This window comes from Sphingobacterium sp. UBA7625 (assembly GCF_002484085.1).
GTDB lineage: Bacteria > Bacteroidota > Bacteroidia > Sphingobacteriales > Sphingobacteriaceae > Sphingobacterium > Sphingobacterium athyrii.
Genome location: NZ_DLJD01000014.1, coordinates 151,032 through 169,410 on the forward strand (window position 1 = coordinate 151,032; position 18,379 = coordinate 169,410).

The 18,379-nt window shown below is 40.5% G+C and carries 18 protein-coding genes and 1 tRNA gene; 10 read left to right on the top strand and 9 right to left on the bottom strand.

The genetic code is table 11. The annotated features are described in order from the left end of the window. Positions 1-293 precede the first annotated feature (293 nt). Both B4G94_RS05230 and B4G94_RS05235 read left to right on the top strand, forming a co-directional pair. Positions 294-860 (top strand): pentapeptide repeat-containing protein, encoded by a 567-nt coding sequence (locus B4G94_RS05230; RefSeq protein ID WP_286857570.1) that lies wholly within the window; start codon positions 294-296, stop codon positions 858-860. 208 nt (positions 861-1,068) lie between these two features. After that, positions 1,069-2,454 (top strand): WG repeat-containing protein, encoded by a 1,386-nt coding sequence (locus B4G94_RS05235; protein ID WP_108631800.1) that lies wholly within the window; start codon positions 1,069-1,071, stop codon positions 2,452-2,454. Between the two features lie 113 nt (positions 2,455-2,567). Here the strand turns inward: B4G94_RS05235 and B4G94_RS05240 are convergent, their stop codons facing one another. The 3 genes from B4G94_RS05240 to B4G94_RS05250 form a co-directional block, all read right to left on the bottom strand. Beyond that, positions 2,568-3,083, bottom strand: coding sequence for a hypothetical protein (locus B4G94_RS05240; protein ID WP_165306705.1), 516 nt, complete (start codon positions 3,081-3,083; stop codon positions 2,568-2,570). A gap of 88 nt (positions 3,084-3,171) precedes the next feature. Continuing rightward, a complete protein-coding gene (locus tag B4G94_RS05245) occupies positions 3,172-3,855 on the bottom strand; it encodes a dihydrodipicolinate reductase C-terminal domain-containing protein (protein ID WP_286857572.1) in 684 nt (227 codons plus the stop codon). A gap of 297 nt (positions 3,856-4,152) precedes the next feature. Further along, on the bottom strand, positions 4,153-5,037 hold the full coding sequence (locus B4G94_RS05250; RefSeq protein WP_108631803.1) for a DUF808 domain-containing protein: 885 nt from the start codon (positions 5,035-5,037) through the stop codon (positions 4,153-4,155). Between the two features lie 132 nt (positions 5,038-5,169). Between B4G94_RS05250 and B4G94_RS05255 the strand changes: the two genes are divergently transcribed. From B4G94_RS05255 to B4G94_RS05270, 4 genes are all read left to right on the top strand, one after another. Then, positions 5,170-5,727, top strand: coding sequence for a DUF4256 domain-containing protein (locus B4G94_RS05255; RefSeq protein ID WP_286857573.1), 558 nt, complete (start codon positions 5,170-5,172; stop codon positions 5,725-5,727). A gap of 43 nt (positions 5,728-5,770) precedes the next feature. Continuing rightward, on the top strand, positions 5,771-6,631 hold the full coding sequence (locus B4G94_RS05260; protein WP_286857574.1) for a DUF6265 family protein: 861 nt from the start codon (positions 5,771-5,773) through the stop codon (positions 6,629-6,631). Positions 6,632-6,754: 123 nt separating this feature from the next. Continuing rightward, positions 6,755-7,213: a GyrI-like domain-containing protein gene (locus tag B4G94_RS05265; protein WP_286857575.1), complete on the top strand. Its 459-nt coding sequence runs from the start codon at positions 6,755-6,757 to the stop codon at positions 7,211-7,213. Positions 7,214-7,381: 168 nt separating this feature from the next. Continuing rightward, entirely contained in the window at positions 7,382-8,668 is a 1,287-nt protein-coding gene (locus B4G94_RS05270; protein ID WP_286857576.1) for a chloride channel protein, read from the top strand. Between the two features lie 83 nt (positions 8,669-8,751). On the opposite strand, the gene B4G94_RS05275 is transcribed toward B4G94_RS05270, so the two are convergent. The 3 genes from B4G94_RS05275 to B4G94_RS05285 all read right to left on the bottom strand — a co-directional run bounded on the left by B4G94_RS05275 (position 8,752) and on the right by B4G94_RS05285 (position 11,849). Next, on the bottom strand, positions 8,752-10,173 hold the full coding sequence (locus B4G94_RS05275; protein WP_286857578.1) for an RtcB family protein: 1,422 nt from the start codon (positions 10,171-10,173) through the stop codon (positions 8,752-8,754). Positions 10,174-10,288: 115 nt separating this feature from the next. Next, positions 10,289-11,383, bottom strand: coding sequence for a slipin family protein (locus B4G94_RS05280; RefSeq protein WP_108631806.1), 1,095 nt, complete (start codon positions 11,381-11,383; stop codon positions 10,289-10,291). 403 nt (positions 11,384-11,786) lie between these two features. Further along, a tRNA-Asp gene (locus B4G94_RS05285) sits at positions 11,787-11,849 on the bottom strand. A gap of 530 nt (positions 11,850-12,379) precedes the next feature. On the opposite strand from B4G94_RS05285, the gene B4G94_RS05290 reads away from it, so the two are divergent. Beyond that, positions 12,380-12,976 (top strand): hypothetical protein, encoded by a 597-nt coding sequence (locus B4G94_RS05290; RefSeq protein ID WP_286857579.1) that lies wholly within the window; start codon positions 12,380-12,382, stop codon positions 12,974-12,976. Positions 12,977-13,070: 94 nt separating this feature from the next. Here B4G94_RS05290 and B4G94_RS05295 read toward each other — a convergent pair whose 3' ends face one another. Both B4G94_RS05295 and B4G94_RS05300 read right to left on the bottom strand, forming a co-directional pair. After that, the gene (locus B4G94_RS05295; protein ID WP_286857580.1) at positions 13,071-14,333 is read right to left on the bottom strand and encodes an amidohydrolase; all 1,263 of its coding nucleotides are present in this window, start codon (positions 14,331-14,333) and stop codon (positions 13,071-13,073) included. A 76-nt stretch (positions 14,334-14,409) separates the two neighbouring features. Further along, entirely contained in the window at positions 14,410-15,300 is an 891-nt protein-coding gene (locus B4G94_RS05300) for an AraC family transcriptional regulator (RefSeq protein ID WP_286857581.1), read from the bottom strand. Between the two features lie 179 nt (positions 15,301-15,479). Between B4G94_RS05300 and B4G94_RS05305 the strand changes: the two genes are divergently transcribed. From B4G94_RS05305 to B4G94_RS05315, 3 genes are read left to right on the top strand one after another with little or no spacing between them, the layout of a single operon-like run. After that, complete coding sequence (locus B4G94_RS05305; protein WP_286857582.1) at positions 15,480-16,100, top strand: hypothetical protein; 621 nt, start codon at positions 15,480-15,482, stop codon at positions 16,098-16,100. A 2-nt stretch (positions 16,101-16,102) separates the two neighbouring features. Next, the gene (locus B4G94_RS05310; protein ID WP_286857583.1) at positions 16,103-16,465 is read left to right on the top strand and encodes a hypothetical protein; all 363 of its coding nucleotides are present in this window, start codon (positions 16,103-16,105) and stop codon (positions 16,463-16,465) included. 57 nt (positions 16,466-16,522) lie between these two features. Then, positions 16,523-17,698, top strand: a complete 1,176-nt coding sequence (locus B4G94_RS05315; RefSeq protein WP_286857585.1) for an oxygenase MpaB family protein — start codon at positions 16,523-16,525, stop codon at positions 17,696-17,698. Here B4G94_RS05315 and recR read toward each other — a convergent pair. Continuing rightward, a complete protein-coding gene (gene recR / locus B4G94_RS05320) occupies positions 17,695-18,309 on the bottom strand; it encodes a recombination mediator RecR (protein WP_286857586.1) in 615 nt (204 codons plus the stop codon). The two genes, B4G94_RS05315 and recR, sit on opposite strands and share 4 nt — an antisense overlap. Between the last annotated feature and the right edge of the window lie 70 nt (positions 18,310-18,379).

The window sequence follows — 18,379 nt, forward strand, 5'->3', positions numbered from 1 at the left end:
TTGACCAACATCGAATTTGCAAATAAAACGGGGCACGATATATCGCGCCCCTTTCACAACCTATATAAAAACCTACCAGAGTTCTATTTAGACAACTATTTCTCGCCAACACAAAAGGAAGCTTGGCGACTTGCCAAAGTTACATCCCATAATAAGGGATTTTTCTCCCTGAAGTCAGCCATTTTTGGCCTCGGGGCAATGTAAGGGATTAAATCGGTTATACTTCCATTATCAATGATAAAAATGTATTTTCGTCTGCGGTCAATCCCGATATTTACGTAGACAGACAAATCATGGAAGAACTGGTAGAGCAGACTATTTCGAATGCAAACTTCAACAAAGAATTACAGCAAATTACAGAATTTTATAAATGCACATTTGAGTATTGCGATTTCCAAAACGCTGCAATGGTTGATCTGATGTTTACAAATTGTGAATTTAAATCCTGTAATTTATCCAATATAAAATTAAAAGGAACACAATTGGATCATGTCATTTTTCAGGACTGCAAGATGTTAGGTATCCAGTTCAACGAATGTAGTTCATTCTCTTTTCATATCGAAATGAAGAATACCACATTGGATTATGCTTCTTTTTTTGAACGTAATATGAAGAAATTCAAATTTGAACAGTGCTCATTGCAACATGTTGATTTTGAAAAAGCCAACCTCCAACAGGCAATCTTCAAAGATTGCAACTTCCTGAACGCACGGTTTGAGCAATGCAATCTGGAAGGCTGTGACTTTCGGACCTCGGTCCATATCCAAATGGATCCCGAAGCCAATCGCATGAAAAAGAGTAAATTAGAACCGGAGCAACTACCGGGTTTATTGGCAAAATATCAGTTGTTGATCTACTGAGCGGAATTTTTGATATTGCGCGCGGCAAATGTCCTTAATCAGAAATCGGCTAAATAACGGATTTCAGGGATAAAAGAGCTTATCTTAAATCATCATATTTGCCTATCAATTTTAGGTAGATGAACCTATCATGCGCTTACAATGGCAACTATACCTTGTGCATACAAGCTCATGACCGTTTCCTCACCGCTAAAAGCAAATTATTCTGATGAAAAAAACATTCTTATCATTAGCAGTTTTGATGGCTGCCAGCACAGTATCTCTCGCACAGATCAATAAAGCGTTTAAAATCGATTATGCCATTGTGGTTACAAACGCTAACAGCGGTACCGAGCAGGAAGCTCCGGTCTCATTGTATGAGGCTTATGTCAGTAATGACAAGATAAAAGTGGTCTCCTCAGCGGATGGACAGGAATCTATTTTTCTGGCTAAAAAGAATGAAGATAAGTCGACCATACTCTATCCGTCCTTATCGAAATACATCGTACACGAAGATGAAGCAACTTCCTTCTCGATCAAATTGGTTCCGGGCCAAACTAAAAATATCGCCGGTTACCCTTGTAAGTTGGCACAGATCGAACTTCCCAATATAGAAGATATCGAGGGCAATAGCACCTTATCCATCTGGTATAGTGAGAAACTGCCTGTTATCTATTGGGAGGGTTTTGATATTTTCAAAAAGATTCCTGGTGGCGTTTTACAGGTAACTACGCCGCTGGGCGTAGATATTGTGGCACAAAGTGTAGCGAACAGCCAACTGAATGACAACGATTTTATCGTTCCAGAAGATTATGATCAGGTAGATTCCATCTACGGCGAAGAACAGGAGGGTGAAGAAAACAATCAGATGGCCGAAAACCTATACTTATTTGAGGATAGTACTTCTGGTCTTATGGGCTTACAGGATGATGCACAACAAATCGTCGTGCCAGCACAGTATCATTACATTACACCATTTGTCGGTGAGGTAAGTGTTGTTCAGTTTAAAAATGAGAAATATGGTGCAATCAATCTTACGGGGAAAACCGTGATCCCTTTTCAATACGATTATTTAAGCTATGACGATAATTCGGAACAGTTTCTATTTGGAACAAATGAAAAATATGGTATTCTGGACAAGGCAGGTAAAGTACTTATCCCGGCCAATTATGATATGATTTCATTTATCAATGGTGGTTACGCTGTTTTTCAGCAAAATGAAAAATACGGAATCCTAAATCAGGCCGGAAAAATCGTTGTACCGGCAAGCTATAGCTTCATCTCGGAGAATAATGGCACACATTTCATTCGTGTCGAAAATGACAAATACAGCCTGGTTGACATAAAAACAAATAAGGTCCTAACGCCAGCCTATGATTTTATTTCAATAACCGAAGAACCAAATCTTTTCCTTTCGAGTAAAGATGGTAAGTACGGTTATTTGAATGGCCAGGGGAAAATTGCCATTCCTTTTATCTACAGCGGCGCAACTTCCTTCAGCGATGGTTTAGCATCGGTCACAAAAGAGGGATCCGATGATGTTATCCTAATCAATACAAAGGGTGAACAGGTCGAATTGGACGCCGCAGCCGAAGCAGTCGCAGAAGAAATCTAATTCATATACACTTTTTTCAAAAAATAAAGAGGCTGACTTGTTTTGAGGCAGCCTCATCTATTACGTATATCATAATATAGCATAATAGGACCTCAAACATACCTCGCTCGTAATCAGTCTTTTTCAAAGAATACATTATTGTACTTGGGTGAATAAAATACCAAATAGAATCCCCATGCATTTCGATATATGGTCGGATCTGAATCAAGGATATGATGCGTCGGAAAGTCCATGTAGAGTTTTAAACGTGCGGAACGATAAGGGGTGATTGTTTCAATCTTTCCGCGATAGATCTTGGAAACCTTATTGGCCCTCAGCACCTTGAAATAAATTGAATCGTTGCTTTTTATTTCAAAAGTATACGTATTGTACTGCCAATCTGTTTGCTCTCCGGGAAATAAGTTGCGTTTGACATGGTATGTACCATAATAGTCTTCTTTTTTTAGGATCTTCGGAGCAGTGACCCACTGGATAAATAGGGATAACAGGCTAAGGAAAATGGCTCCAGCAATCATCGAGACGATTGCCTTTCCAACGAAGCGATTTCCTGTGAGAATGAAGTATAATATCAAAATCGCCAAAACCGGGGCAAAGATATATACAAAGACTAAGTTAGCTCCAAATCCCATATTGAAAAAATGCTATCATAGCGAAAGAAATTTAAATAGCTTTATTCTTTATCTGCTGTTTGAATCCGCTTCAAAAACTGAGCATTAATTACAATAAACCCATATCTACTAAATCCAGTACTGTATGTCTTTTATTGGCCAATTTATTCTTTAAACAGACTTCAATTATTTTTTTAACGCCATTTGAATAAGAATCATGTCCGAGGACCTTGGTTTCAATCTTAATTTCATCATTTTTATCTTTGATGACAATCTGGTGGTAGGCGTGCTTTTCTAAGTGGGCAACAGGGATATTGATCTTATAGGCCTGTGTTTTTGCGTCTCGGATAGAGATAACGCGCTCGTGAGGGACATGTAAAGAATTGGCAAAATGATAGGCGGTACCCGGCTCAGTCGTTTTGGAGGATTGATGTGACTCCATAATGGATATTTCATAGTCCTTGAAATTATGGCCAAATTGTTGGAGCATAAAAAGTGTTTTTAACAATAGTATGGACGTATTTGGGCAGATAACGAGCGGAAAAGCTGTCTCGAGCTTCTCGGTCGCCAGCCCCGTCGACAGTTCGATTAACACTGAGCCTGTGCGCGCACAAAAATCAAGACAATCTTTGATTTCACGGCCCGATCCAGCATGTATAACGATAGATGGCGATGTCGTTGTATTGGACGCTTGCCATGGAAGAAGTTCGACAGTGGGAATGGAAAAATCTGCTTTCAGTATAGCGTTTGCCAGTTTTCCTGATCCAACTACAAATGCTTTTTTATTATTCATATTGTTTGTTTTGTCAAAAACATCTGGTATCCTTTTGATTATAAATCGATAAAATAATACCAGATGAATTTGTAATGCGTAAAGGTTGTTCTTAAACCTAAGCTGATATACTGAATATTACACACAATTGATTCGACTACGGTCATAACATTGCTTAGCATTTTCATATTGGGCTCGACCATCTCTGTCCAAGTAGGTCTGTCTTGATAAGTAACGCAGTAAATGTGAACGACGGTATTCAAGTTACCTCGTTTTTTGAGGCAGTCAGTTTATTTTTATGAACTATTTTTTCAGCAATTACGTCGCGCTTGCGATCTTCTTTTTGCCAAAAATTTTCTTACCAATCGTGAAAAGTAGCACTGCAATAATGCCGCCCCCAAGTCCAAACAAAAGTTCTTTGACTATCCCCGGAAAATCAGGCAAGGCATGATGAAGAAAATCAATGTAATGGGTAAAAATACCGCCCGAAACCAAAATTAGGGCAATGGTACCTACCACGGCTAACAATTTGATAATAAAAGGAAGGGCTAACACCAGTAGTTTACCCAAGCTGGCCAATGGTCCTTTTTCGTTCGCGCTTTTGATCAACTTATATCCAGCATCATCCATCCGAACAATTAATGCAACGATACCATACACGCCTACCGTAGCAAGAAGAGCAACTACACAAACGGTAATAATCTGCAAAGTCAGACCTTTATCCAGCACTGTTCCCAAGGCGATGATAACGATCTCCACAGAAAGGATAAAATCTGTTGTGATTGCCGCCTTGATTTTCGACTTTTCAGCTTCCATATCATTCTCTGCAATAACTTCTTCGGTGTTTGTTTCCCCTTCATGGTGTTTCCGATGAAATAAATATTCGATAATCTTTTCAACCCCTTCGAAAGCCAGATAAAATCCGCCCAAAATCAAAATGTATTTGATAGCGATCGGAAAAAAGACGTTCAACAACAAAGCTATAGGGACGATAATCAGTTTATTGATGAGTGACCCTTTGGTAATCGCCCATAGGACAGGTAATTCCCGAGATGCCAAAAAACCTGTTGCTTTTTCCGCATTCACGGCCAAATCATCACCCAAGATTCCTGCTGTTTTTTTTGTCGCTATCTTGCTAGCAACCGCAACATCATCCATTAAAGCTGCAATATCATCTAAGATTGCAAATATTCCTGAAGCCATATTTTATTTAAAATTTGAACGTAAAAATATAAATTTAATTCAATTCGTAAATAAGTAATTTAACGGGATTGCCATAATCGCCTATAAACAGATCTATTTAATTGTGTATTTTAGGTACAAATTATACCAAATATGAAAAAATCACTTTCAGCGACGGAGCATACCGCATTATTAAACGTACTTAAGACCAGGTTTGAGCATAATATGAAAAGGCATCAGCAACTCGTTTGGGAACCTATACAGCGAAAAATCGAAGCAAATCCAGCCAAGGCCTGGAGTTTACAGCAAATGGAACTGAGCGGTGGTGAACCTGATGTTATTGGTCTGGATCCAATCAGCAATACTTATCTATTTGTCGATTGCGCTACAGAAAGCCCAAAAGGAAGAAGAAGTCTGTGCTTTGATCAAGCCGCACTGGATTCCCGAAAAGAAAATAAACCTGCCGACAGCGCAGTAGAAACAGCCAAACAAATGGGTGTCGAACTACTGACGGAAGAACAATATCGACAGCTGCAGACTTTGGGAGAATTTGATCTAAAAACATCAAGCTGGATACAGACCCCTGCCAACATCCGCCAACTCGGAGGTGCCCTATTTTGTGACCGGCGCTATAATCATGTGTTCACCTACCACAATGGCGCGATCTCTTATTATGCCGCGCGTGGATTTAGAGCTATACTACACCTTTAAATAACACGAATAAACAACCCGTTTAACATAATTTAAGCTAGAAATGAAAAAATCAATAATCGTATGGCTTAGTCTTTTCTGCATCTTTTTGTCCAGGTCAGTATCCGCACAAAGCCCCTTTCCCACCTTTCTCCAAGGCACCTGGAAAGTAGTGAATAAAGACAGTTACGAACACTGGAACCAGGTCGGCGACAGCGAATTAAAGGGCATGTCCTATGCGATAAAAAATGGTCAGAAAATAATCAGTGAGTACTTAAAAATTAGAAAACTGGGCAATAAAGTCATCTATTCGGCGCTAGTGATCGGTCAAAACAACGGAAAAGAAATAGATTTTGAATTAAGCTATAAGGACAGCACCTATTCGTTTAGCAATGTTGCCCACGATTTCCCCAAGCACATACGCTATACCAGACTTGAAGGCGATCGTCTGCACATCTCAGTTGAAGGAAAATCCGGAGAAGGACACACTTTTGATGTCCATAAAGTAATAAATGAGTTACCTAGCGAAAACACAAATTATGACGGGAGCTTAGCAAACAAACTTGGCGCAGACGACTATGGCATGAAAAGCTATATCTTTGTTTTATTAAAAACCGGCCAGAATAATACTACGGATAAACAACTTATTAACGAAAGTTTTAAAGGGCATATGGAAAATATCGCCCGTTTGGTAAAGAATGGCCAGTTGATCGTGGCAGGCCCATTTGGCAAAAATGACAGCAGTCTTCGGGGGCTATTTATTCTGAATAATATCGCTACAATTGAGCAGGCAAAGGAGCTTCTACAAACAGATCCCACGATCAAAAATGGACTTCTGGAACCAACGTACTATACTTGGTATGGATCAGCAGCGTTAGCTGAGTACCTCCCTTTTTCGGAAAAGATATGGAAAAAAGCACATTAATTTAAAGCACCGGATAAAGTTTCGGTTGTATTTGATCGCCAACAATAATTTTTTATTTCAGTGATTCCTGATGACAAACAGTTGTCAGTTGGCCGATCTATTTTTGGAGAAAAGATAAAACGCATGAAAAACAGATCTATTCCTTCTTTTAATATTATTGGAATTGCAATCAGGACAAGCAATCAGGACAGTCAGGCCGCTAAAGATATTCCTGATCTCTGGGCTCGATTTTTTGAAAATGATATCATGAACCGGATTCCAAACAAAGTCTCCAATGCACTCTATTGTGTTTATACGGAGTATGAAAAGGATCACACGCTACCTTACACCACTTTGTTGGGCTGCAAGGTTGCCCACCTCGATGATGTCCCGGATGACATGGACGGCATACGTATTGAAGAAAATGTCTACCATCATGTCGAAGTTGAAGGAAATCTGGAAGCGGGCATTGTTTACGACGCATGGCTGAATATCTGGGAAGCCGATCTTCCGCGTGCATTTTCAGCAGATTTTGAAGTTTATGGAGAAAACGTACAAAATCCCGAACAAGCTAAAGTTGATATTTTCATTGGGCTCCAATAAGCAAATTCACTGAATAACACCCATCGGGACAATAACAGCTCAATTTGTTAAACCCTGGCAACATGAACGGCTCCGCCAACCAATGTAACAATAGGTATGTCGGAGCCGCCTCGCTTTTATTTTCGCCAAAATATCTTTTACCTTTGTGCCGATTTAAAGCAAAATAATATGCAGGCCACCACCACACATCGCAGGAAAATTGTTCGATATAGCTACCTTAAATTAATGGGAAGTTCGGTTTTTGTGAGCGTGATCTGTTGCTTATTGGCCTATAGCCTCAAACATATCACGGGCTATGTTCAGGAAAGAATAGCGGAAAGCGTTGTACAACTGGATCACCGACTATTTATCATCTTGCCCAGCATCGGCATCACAGCAATATATTTTCTCCGGAAATATGCTTTTCAAAATAGAAAAAATAAAGGGATCAAGGAGATTTACACGACACTTGAAACACGGAAAGATCATCTGCCTTTTTTTAAAATACCATCCCATTATATCAATGGCTTTTTGACCGTTATTTTCGGTGGATCAACAGGGATTGAAGTCTCGACGGTAGTAGCAACGGCAACTGTAGGAAATCAAGCCTATAAACGCCTTCATCCCGCCTGGGCCTATAAGACGGAACTGATCTGCGCCGGTGTTATCGCTGGAGTGACATTATTGTTTGGCAGCGCATTGGGCGGTCTGTTATTTGCCCTTGAAGTTATTTCCAGAAAATGCAGCAAAACACTAATGATAAGCGGTATCAGTTCCATGCTTGTCGCTTCTCTTTTTGTTTATTATATGGATGCAGCTCCCCTATTTCACTTCGCGGCAAAGCAATGGCGGTGGCAGGCAATCCCTTATATTATCATTCTGGCATTAATAGCCGGTTTATTGGCACTGTATTTCACTAAAATTGTAATCTATGCAAAATCGTTCTTTGCCGGAATAAAGAATAATTTTATTCGGGTCAATTTGGGAGCAATCACCGTGGGCCTACTGATTTTCTTTCTGCCGCTATTGTATGGTGACAGTTATCATGGTCTAGGGGAAATCCTGGAGCGTAGTTTGCATGGATCGGTCAATTGGTTATACATTCTCCCATTGCTTTTGTTAGTGCTGTTAAAACCGTTGGCGGCAGCGCTTACCTTGGGCGCTGGCGGTGATGGTGGCGTCTTTGCACCAAGTATTGTAACAGGTGCATTGTTTGGTGTCTTTTTTGCACAATTCTGCAACCATTATCTCGGCACCCAGCTCATTATCATTAATTTCGCCTTGTTTGGCGCAGCTGCCATGCTTTCGGCAGCCATCCATGCTCCTTTTACAGCAATTTTTATTGTTGCGAGTATTGTTCCTTCAGGCTATATACTATTTGCGCCGTTGCTGCTGTCCAGTCTTGTCGCTAAACTCCTTGCCAAAAAGATCTACCCTTATAATGTGTACACCTACAAGGAAGTTGCCCATAGTTAATGGCCAATTCCCTTTTATAAGGAAATAACAAAAAAGCAGTTTCATTGATAAATGAAACTGCTTTTTCAACAAAGTAATCCATGCTAGTCCTCACGGCTACCATCGTCTGCCATACGGACAATCTTTGGTGAGAACTTAGCCACGATATCCACCAATTCCTCTTGGGAGGCCATGACAGTATGAATGTCTTTGTATGCCATAGGCGCTTCATCCATCCCCGCACCCAACAAAGTAATGCCCTGTTCAGTCAGAATATTTTTCAGTTCAACGGACGAAAGCGTTTTGATCGCCTGCGTACGGCTCATCAAACGCCCCGCGCCGTGGGAAGCCGATTGGATCGCCGCCATCTCTCCCTTTCCGCGAACCAAAAACCCCGGCGTTGCCATGGAACCGGGAATAATCCCCATGACGCCTTTTGCCGCAGGAGTAGCACCTTTTCGGTGTACCACAACCTCTTGGTCATTCCAGCGTTCTTTCCATGCGAAATTATGATGGTTTTCAATTTTTGCCAGTAGCTCAGCGCCCAAAGCAGCTTTTATCTTTTCGTGGATAACTTCGTGACAGGCAGAAGCGTAATCACCGGCCAGATTCATTGCCAACCAATACTCCTGTCCTTCCATTGTATCTAAGTCCAGATAAGCCAGGTGTTGGGCTTGATAAGGCAGTTTACATAAAGACTTGGCCAATTTGGTATAGTGTGCAGCCACGGTAGCCCCCAATCCCCGGGATCCGGAATGCGTCAGTAAGCCCAGGTAAACTCCTTTCTCAATATTCAGTACTTCATCCTTTTCATTGAATTCCACAATTCCAAATTCCACGAAGTGATTACCGCCCCCCGAAGAACCTAACTGCGTCCATGCTTTATCTTTTAACGATGCAAGCAGATTATTCTCCGAAAACAAGTTGTTTTCCAACACTGCGTGCTCCACGCGTTCGTGCTTCAGATACCCATTACCGGCGCCAAATCGCGTATGTTTCAGGATAGTTTCCTTTAATGTATCGGTATGTGTGTCCAAAAGGGATGCCGGCAGATCAAATATGGACAGGGCCATTCGACAACCAATGTCAACCCCTACGCCATATGGGATCACCGCATTATTGGTGGCCAGTACACCGCCGATCGGCAGGCCATAACCTTGATGGGCATCCGGCATTAATGCACCGGCAACGGTAACAGGAAGCTTCATCGCGACTTTCATCTGCTCCTTGGCTCCCGCTTCAATTTCAGATTCTCCATAAATGGTATATCCCATGGGATTTTCATTTAGGGCAATCAGGGAGGCATCTACTGCATCCTGGCCTAATATGGCATGCGCAAGTACACTGAATATCGTATCCTCCACATATTCGGACGGATTTTCCAGCACAGCTTTAAATTTGTCCAGCATTTCCGTTTTCGTCAAACCATGTCGCTTGCTGTTGATTTTCAAAGCAGCGCCCAATGTATGATTTTCTTTATATCCCAATGCAATCAGGTCATTGCCGTTGATTCTTTTATTTTCCATTTTTTATCTTTTTGTTATTGAGGGGAATCAATCGAATTCCAAACAGGTGGCAATAACCTCTTTACAATTGCCACCTGCACCTCTTTTTTTCCACTTTATTTACTTTCTATGCCCGTTATTTAACAAACAATTGCTTTAACTGATCGACAATCTGTCCATTTCCTGAAACAGATATGCTATTGATCTTTTCCGCGATTTTTTCTACATATTCCATTTCTTTCAATTTAAACAACATGTTGTTTTCCTCCATAAGTTTCGCCGTGTTGAGCAAACTTCTTGTGGAGGCGGTTTCTTCACGCCGCATAATAATATTTGCCTGTGCCCGTTTTTCCGCGATCAGCACCTGATTCATAATATCACGGACATCTCCGGGAAGAATAATATCTTTGACACCGCAAGTCAATAAGCGTAGCCCTAATCCGGCGATATAAGCAGTGGTATTTTCTAAAATATAGCTGCTAATCTCGGTCTTCTTCTCCATCAGTTCGTCCAAAGTCATTTGCCCGATATAGGTACGCAGATTTAACTGCATCACCGCATACAATTGCTTCTCGTACTCTTTATGATCCAACAGCGATTTCACGATATCCACGATTTGATATTGTAACGTGAAATTGACCCGTATCTGTGCTTTGTCCCGCGATAGAATCTCTTGTCCAACCACATCCAAGGTCAACACACGCATATCCGCTTTTGAAACTGCGATTGTTTTTGCATTCTTCCACCAAAAATATGTTCCCGGATTCAAAATTTCCGTAAACACGCCATCAACAAAAAGTAAGCCCTTCTCGTTTGGCTCCACTTTATATTGGCGGATATAGTATGCCAAGGTTTGCTTTTCGAACAATTGACGGTTGACAGAAACCGGTATTTCGATTTCCGAAATATCCTCCAATTGAAATTTACGTGACTGCAGACCTTTCCAGAATATATGCCTACCTGCCGCCAATGTCTTCTCAAAATTATTGTTTAAGAAAACCAGTGCAATGGCGGTATCCTCCACTTCGACAATGTCAACCAGTTCACGAAAGCCCTCCAGCAGCAGGAGCACATCAATGTTGTGGTTGGATGGAAATGAATGCGCCCTATTGTATAGCTCCAGATTTTCGCCGAAACCCAACCAGTATTTACCGGTTTCCAATACACGGATGACTTGGTTATTCTTAACCACCAATCCAATTTCATTGACATTGACTTGTACTCTTTTCATACTATCTTTTGTTTTATACTATTATCTAATGAAAAAACCTGCTATTATTTGTCCATCGATGCAGGGCGGAATTAAAAAGAGCCCATACAGATCTTTACACTTAGAAACTTCAAGACGGCTAGCACCGCTAGCTGTTATCCGCTCTTCCTGTATCGGCTCTGTATGAGATGTTTCCGATCACAGGCCCATCATCAACTGTCCCGAAGAGAAACAAAGCACTCTCCGGAACCAGACAAATTATAGCAAGCTTTAATTAACTGACCTTTTTAAAGAAGGTTAACTTTCAAATCCAGAACCTAAATTCTGTGCAATACCCTTATGCTATTCCATCCGAAAATGGAAGTGGGATTCGAACCCACACGGTTGAGTTGTTGTTCTAACCAAGCTGAACTATCCTGATTGCTCAGGAGCAGGAGTCGAACCTGCGACCTACAACGACAATGCCATGCTCTACCCTTGAGCTACCCCTTTCGGGGGAAGGATTCGAACCTTCATCCCTGGCAATCTTCTCTCATGCTTTTCATCTTATCAGTATATTGAATTCCCATCGGATACAACACTATCCTGCTATACAGAAACAGGAGACCGGGATGCAAATCAAAACCTGAGAGTATTTTCGTGCTCCCTTCACAGAGAGGCACATATCTTAAAAGCATTTTGCTATCATTTTCATCAAAGAACATTTATCATCGCTGACATGACAAAGATCGCATGGCGAATATGCAGGTAAACTGCGCAGTATAATTAAACATCAAAAAAACAACAAATAAAATCACAACTTATTGATAATGAGTTATAAAAAATTAAAACCAAGATCTCATCTAAGAGCCACCAAGTGGTAATGCGCAATTAGAATGCGTAGACAAGAAGAAGACAAAGCATAGTTGACGCACATGAACGATTCGAAAGCAAAAAATATCACTGAAATCCATGAGAACGACTTCCGATATAAATACTAATTTTACGTCTGCATAAACAACATGAATTCATCCTAAAATGAGTATAAAAATATTTTCGGCGATATTGGCTATATTGCTTGTCACCGCAGGCTGTACGGGCTCAGACAATACAAATAACCCTGCTAGGGAAATGCATAGAAACGAAAAAAAAATCTTGTTATCGGACAGTACAAAAAACAATGATCGGGTCGCGTCAAAAACAACTGCAGATCCGGCCAAAGAATGGCTGGAAACCATTTTTCGCTGCGAAGACGGAAAGTCCGGGAAATATTGTTATTATTTAGACAAGGAAAAGATCATCTGTACGGCACGTTTCACGGAATTTCTACAGGATGCCAATGAAATTTATGGCCCTTCCAATCTGACAGATGCCGAATTACCCGAAGCGGAAGCGCGATATAAAGCCAAATGGAAAAATATTTATCCCCTCTATACACAGGAAATGTGGTTATTTGGCCGAGGCAATGATGATGCATTAAGAATCAATAGCGTCCTTATCAAAAAGTTAGACACAAATAAATACAGTATATTTATAGACTATGGTGATAATATAAAGACACAAAATGAAGTACAGCTAGTTATTGAAGAGAATAACTATAAAATTGATTATTGCAAGACAAGCTATGCACAATAATGGCACTATAAAAAACAGTTGAGCTGATCTAAAAAAAGCCACTTTCTATTTTTGCATATAAAAAGTGGCTACATCATATTATAAATAATTGTATTTAAGTCGATTGAATAGGCAGCGAATGATGCCATTTTACAATATTGCCCTTATGCAACAGTCCGTCTACAGCAGAGATCCTGGATACTGCCTCAGCGGAACAGCTCGCATCCAACAATAGGAAACTTGCCTCATCACCTACATTTGGCCATGTTCTATTGCCTTTATCATCTAAAGGTAATTTCCCATTTGTAGCATAACGCAAACAACGGGATAGATCATATTCCGTTTCATAGCCATACAACTGTGCAGCAAGATTCGCTTTTTGCAGCATATTTCCACTACCGAAAGTTCCCCAATGATCCTGTACATTATCATTTCCCGTCAGCACCTCTACTCCTGCCTTACGTAATTGCGGTAATGGCATGAGCATATTCCGAAAAGGAACCGAACTGGCAATGCCGACTTTGGCTGCCGCCAAACGCTCGGCAGTGTATTGTAGATCCTTTGGAGACATATAGCCCAACGCAAAGGCATGACTGATAAATGTACGTCCCTGTAGCTCCGGATTCTCAAGTGCTTTATCTATTAAATAATGAATGGTTTTAACACCTGACTCTCCACCCTCATGCAAGTGAATATCAATTCCTTTTTTGTTGTCCAAGGCTAACTGAACAGTAAAGTCCATCGGTTTTTCGATACTTCCGTCTATACTATAAGGATCTAAACCGCCTATAAAGTCAACTTTGTCCCAAGCGGCAATTTCACGCATCAGTCCAGTTGAATCGGTGTAATATAATCCATGTTGCGGGAAAGCAACCAATTCCGCACCAAAAGATGCTTTCACATGTTCCAGCGCCCTAAGCAGATGTTCCAGTGATTTAGTACCCGAAGTCGGGTCAACGTTAAAGTGTGTTCTTGCAAAATGAGTTCCATAGCCTTGTAACAGCATAATTAGTTTTTCCGCTCTTTCCACCGACGTCTTGAGGAGTTCGGGGATAATTTCCTGCTCACGTGCAATCATATCCTTCACCGTCCTGTTTTTAGGAAATACAGCTTTCCAAGGAAGACCGTATAACGTTTTATCCAGATGGATATGCATGTCCCTAAAGGTGGGTAAAGCAAGTTTTCCATTGGCATTGAATGGTCCTGTTCCATCACCGGTTTGGGCCGGCCGAATTTCCTGTATTTTTCCATCCGTTATCGTTATGGAAAAAAGCGCGGTATCAGTTCCGATAATTTGTCCTTCCCGGTAAAGAAACCCTGTTTCCAACCGTACATTTTCCAGTGTATACTGCTCGCTGCGCTGAATTAATTCGTTCATGAAAATATCATTTTTTTCAAAACTAGGCTATTTAAGGCTTTCCGCTTTGTAGATATTATCACATCATTTGTAAATATTATGGCTGAGCCCTAAACTGGCTGGGTGTCATGTTCGTATGGCTCTTGAAAAACTTACTAAAACTGGCATTATCATAAAAGCCCAGATCAAAAACAATATCCTTAACGGACTTATCCGATATTTTCAGCAACCTCTTGGCTTCCAGCAATATCCGATCCTGAATCAAAGCAGAAGCTGATACCTGAAAGATTCTGTTGCTCAGGACATTCAGATAATTGGCAGAAATATTTAATTTATCCGCATAAAATGAAACAGAGCGTTCAGCTTTATACCAACAATCGATCAATTGCACAAATTTCGCAATGATCGGGTTATCCTGATATTGGTCATAATCGTTAAAATTGTCCGCAACAAATTTACTAATCAGCAATGCGATTACTTTGACCCTGGCGTAGATGAGTTCCCATAGAATTTCTTTTTCTTTCAAGTCAGTGGAAACAGCCCGGAATTCCTGTTCCAATGCCTGATACCCCGGCTCGGATAAAGTAATCACCAAATGCCGCAAATAATAGGATACCGGAAAGCGCAATGCTGGTAAAAGGCTTTCAAACCACGACCTGCTGATCATCAATTGCAACCCTTGTGTAGGGTCTGTCATCGACCATTGATGTACCTGCCCCGGAAATACGAGATGTAATTGATGCGCTCTTAAACTAAATGTTTCAAAGTCCACAGTATGCGTGCCAGTTCCTTTTTCAAAGAGCAGTAAAATAAAAAAATCGTGCTTGTGAGGTTCATCAATCTCCCGCTTTCCGGTTAATTCATGAAAAAGTAAATCACGGTCGGACATTATTCCATCGTAGAATTTCTGCAGATTTAATATTGGGAAATGGTCAGTAGGATGATGCATAAACAGGTTCAAAGATAAATCATAAATCCTGGAAAACATAAAATCGCGTATCTGTTTTAAACATTGCATGAATTTTCTCCCAATTCATAGGTTTAACGCAAAAATATAGTTACTTTGATTTCAGTTTATAGAAAATCAACGGTTGCACAGGAAAAAATCCTATATAGAACGAAAAGCAACCAACCGGGTTTTCAAATAGCTTTAAAAAAGTTTTTAATATGCAGATTGAAATTGATCATAATTTTTATGAAATCGTCAGCTGGAACAAAGATTATATTCAGATCCAGGGAACATATTCTCCCTATCGTATCTATGCCCCGCCCTATTACGATATTGCCTCTTTGAAGCAATATATCAAGCTCAATCCTCCGGTACATCAGGAAGAAGATCAATCCTATTCTTATCTTGAAAATCCTTATTATCTGTTCAAAACTCCTTACCTTGTTAAAGTTTTTTCGACGGTATCTCCTGCTACCATTGAACTTAAATCAAGTAGCATCCGGGTTTATCAACGAAAGAATGTAAACACCTTAAAATTACTCGAAGCATGGAGTATGGATCTTTTATACAATGAATTAATCAAAATGGTATCCTATTGGGAAGAGCAACTGGATAACTATGCGATCACGGCTGTACGTTTAAGTAAACGATCGAACTCGAATTATAAAATCGAAGGCAACGAGATCTGTTTTTCCTCCCGGTTGATTGATCTTGATAAAGAACAGTTGAATCTGATCGTTTTGGCAGCATTTTGTAAATTTTCTAAAAAAACCAAGAAAGAGTCCGAAGCTATTTATAACTTGTACATCCCCAATTGGAGGGAGTTTAATGTATACTAAACATGGCAGAAACCGCAATACAATTGACAGTCGCAGTAGACGGTAATTTTGACTCACTGATTGATGATTCCGTACAGTTTTCGAAACTATTAGGTCCTGAGCAACGACTCCTTATCAACGATCATGTCGTTAATCAGCTGGAAGATAAAGATGGCGCTCCGGCCCTGAGCGATTTTAGCATCGGAAACATCACATTTGATCCCCTCTCCTCAAAAGGCTCCTTTCGCGTTCATTTTAAAATTTCCAGACAGTTCTGTTGTAGTGACATTACGTCCTGTCAGACAGATTATATGGACTTCACGTTCTCAAAAAAAGGGCAAAAAATTGATATAACGGGATCCTATGTATTTTGGACAATCCAATAGGTACCAGGTCTTGAACTGAGAACAGGAGAATTCAAGTCCTGTATATTTCTATCAAAAATGAAAATTCCCGATCGCTATAAAATTAACACAACCTCTTTTCACTTTTACTGGACAAAGGGCATTGGTGCTAGTCTGCTAACTAAATTGCCTACCAGTCCAGATCTGGCTCATGCAGCACAATTTATACCTTTGTTATACCAATATGACAAAGCCTGTGACCAACTGGTGGAACATTTGCATCTGAAAATTGGTTTCGCAAAGGGACAGCAACTGATTCGGGACTATTTGCGTGGTAAAGCTATTGAAGCCGATTACGTTGGACTGATTTCAGAATTCATGGCTACACTACCCCTGGAACCGGAGTGGCTCGACCGACAAAAAATAGAGCAGGGAATCGAACTCAGTCAACGCTCGGGACTAACCGGACTTATTGTATTACGGGATTACTGTCTTATGGGCGGCTACGAATCCAGTGCGATCAATAAACCGCTGATTTTTACGGGAGCACTGAAAAAAGGTGCGGTAAAGCGTTTAACGGAAACCGTTACATTTTGGGTTGATATTACGGCCAATGATGCATTGAAAAAAGGCGGTATCGGTATAGAGGCCATTCTGTTGACCAGATGCATCCATTCATTTGCCCGATTGAATATATTGAAACATAATGATTGGAATTCTGATAAATGGGGCATTCCTTTAAACACCTGGGATATGCTGGCAACAAACCTAGGTTTTTCATTAGTTTATTTAATCGGACTCAAACAAATGAAATTCAATTTGTTAAACAATGAAATTAACGGCATATTTCATCTTTGGAAATATATCGGAACTTTATTGGGCATTCCATTGGATCTCCTTCCGGATTCGGAGGAGGAGGCCATAAAATCGCTGTACTATTGGACAATGACCCAAAAAGAAGGTGATAAGGATAGTGTCGCACTCGCTCAGGCTCTAATGGAAGAACCAGTAAACGCGGCATATCCAAGAAGCAAATTTGGCAGAAAACTCATGCGGGAAGTTCATTTGTATTATAACAACTATCTTTTAGGAGCTTATTCCTGCGCGTTGTTGGGACTGGAAAAAACGGCTATCGGCAAAATTGCCTACTTCAACATCCTCAAAAACAAAAAAGCAAACAGTCAAATCCTAAACGATAAAGTAAGGCAGCAACAGATAAGAAAAGGCCGAAAAGTTCATGAGGGAGTCAAACAGATCTATTTGACGTACAACTAACCTACATTTCGTTCGTAGGGTACTCTCGTGGCAATCGATCTGCCCAATGTGAGCTCATCGACATATTCCAGCTCACCTCCAAATGCAATACCACGTGCGATTGTCGTAATCTTAATATCAAATTCACGCAACTTACGGTACAGATAAAAAATCGTTGTATCGCCCTCCATTGTTGCCGACAATGCCAGAATAACTTCTTCTACACCACCCCGTTGAATACGATTGAGTAAACCTTCAATTTTAAGATCAGCCGGACCGATACCATCCATGGGCGAAATCAGTCCACCCAGCACATGATAAACGCCCTGATAGGAATTTGTATTTTCAATGGCCATGACATCACGTGTATCCTCCACGACACAAATTATGCTTTTATCCCGCTTGAAAGAACTGCATATTTCACAAGTCGAATGGTCCGAAATATTAAAGCACTCCTGGCAATACTGAATATCTTCTTTCAATCGGTCAATAGCGGCAGTAAAACGGGCCACCTCAGGATCGGACTGCTTCAATAAATGCAAGACCAGCCTTAGCGCTGTCTTTTGTCCCACACCCGGCAATTTACCAAATTCCGCAACCGCGTTCTCAAGAAGTTTAGAAGAAAAATTCATAATGCAAATGTAAGAATAATCGCAAAAAGTAGCTAGTATTAAAAAAATAGCTATATTGTATTCCTTTTTG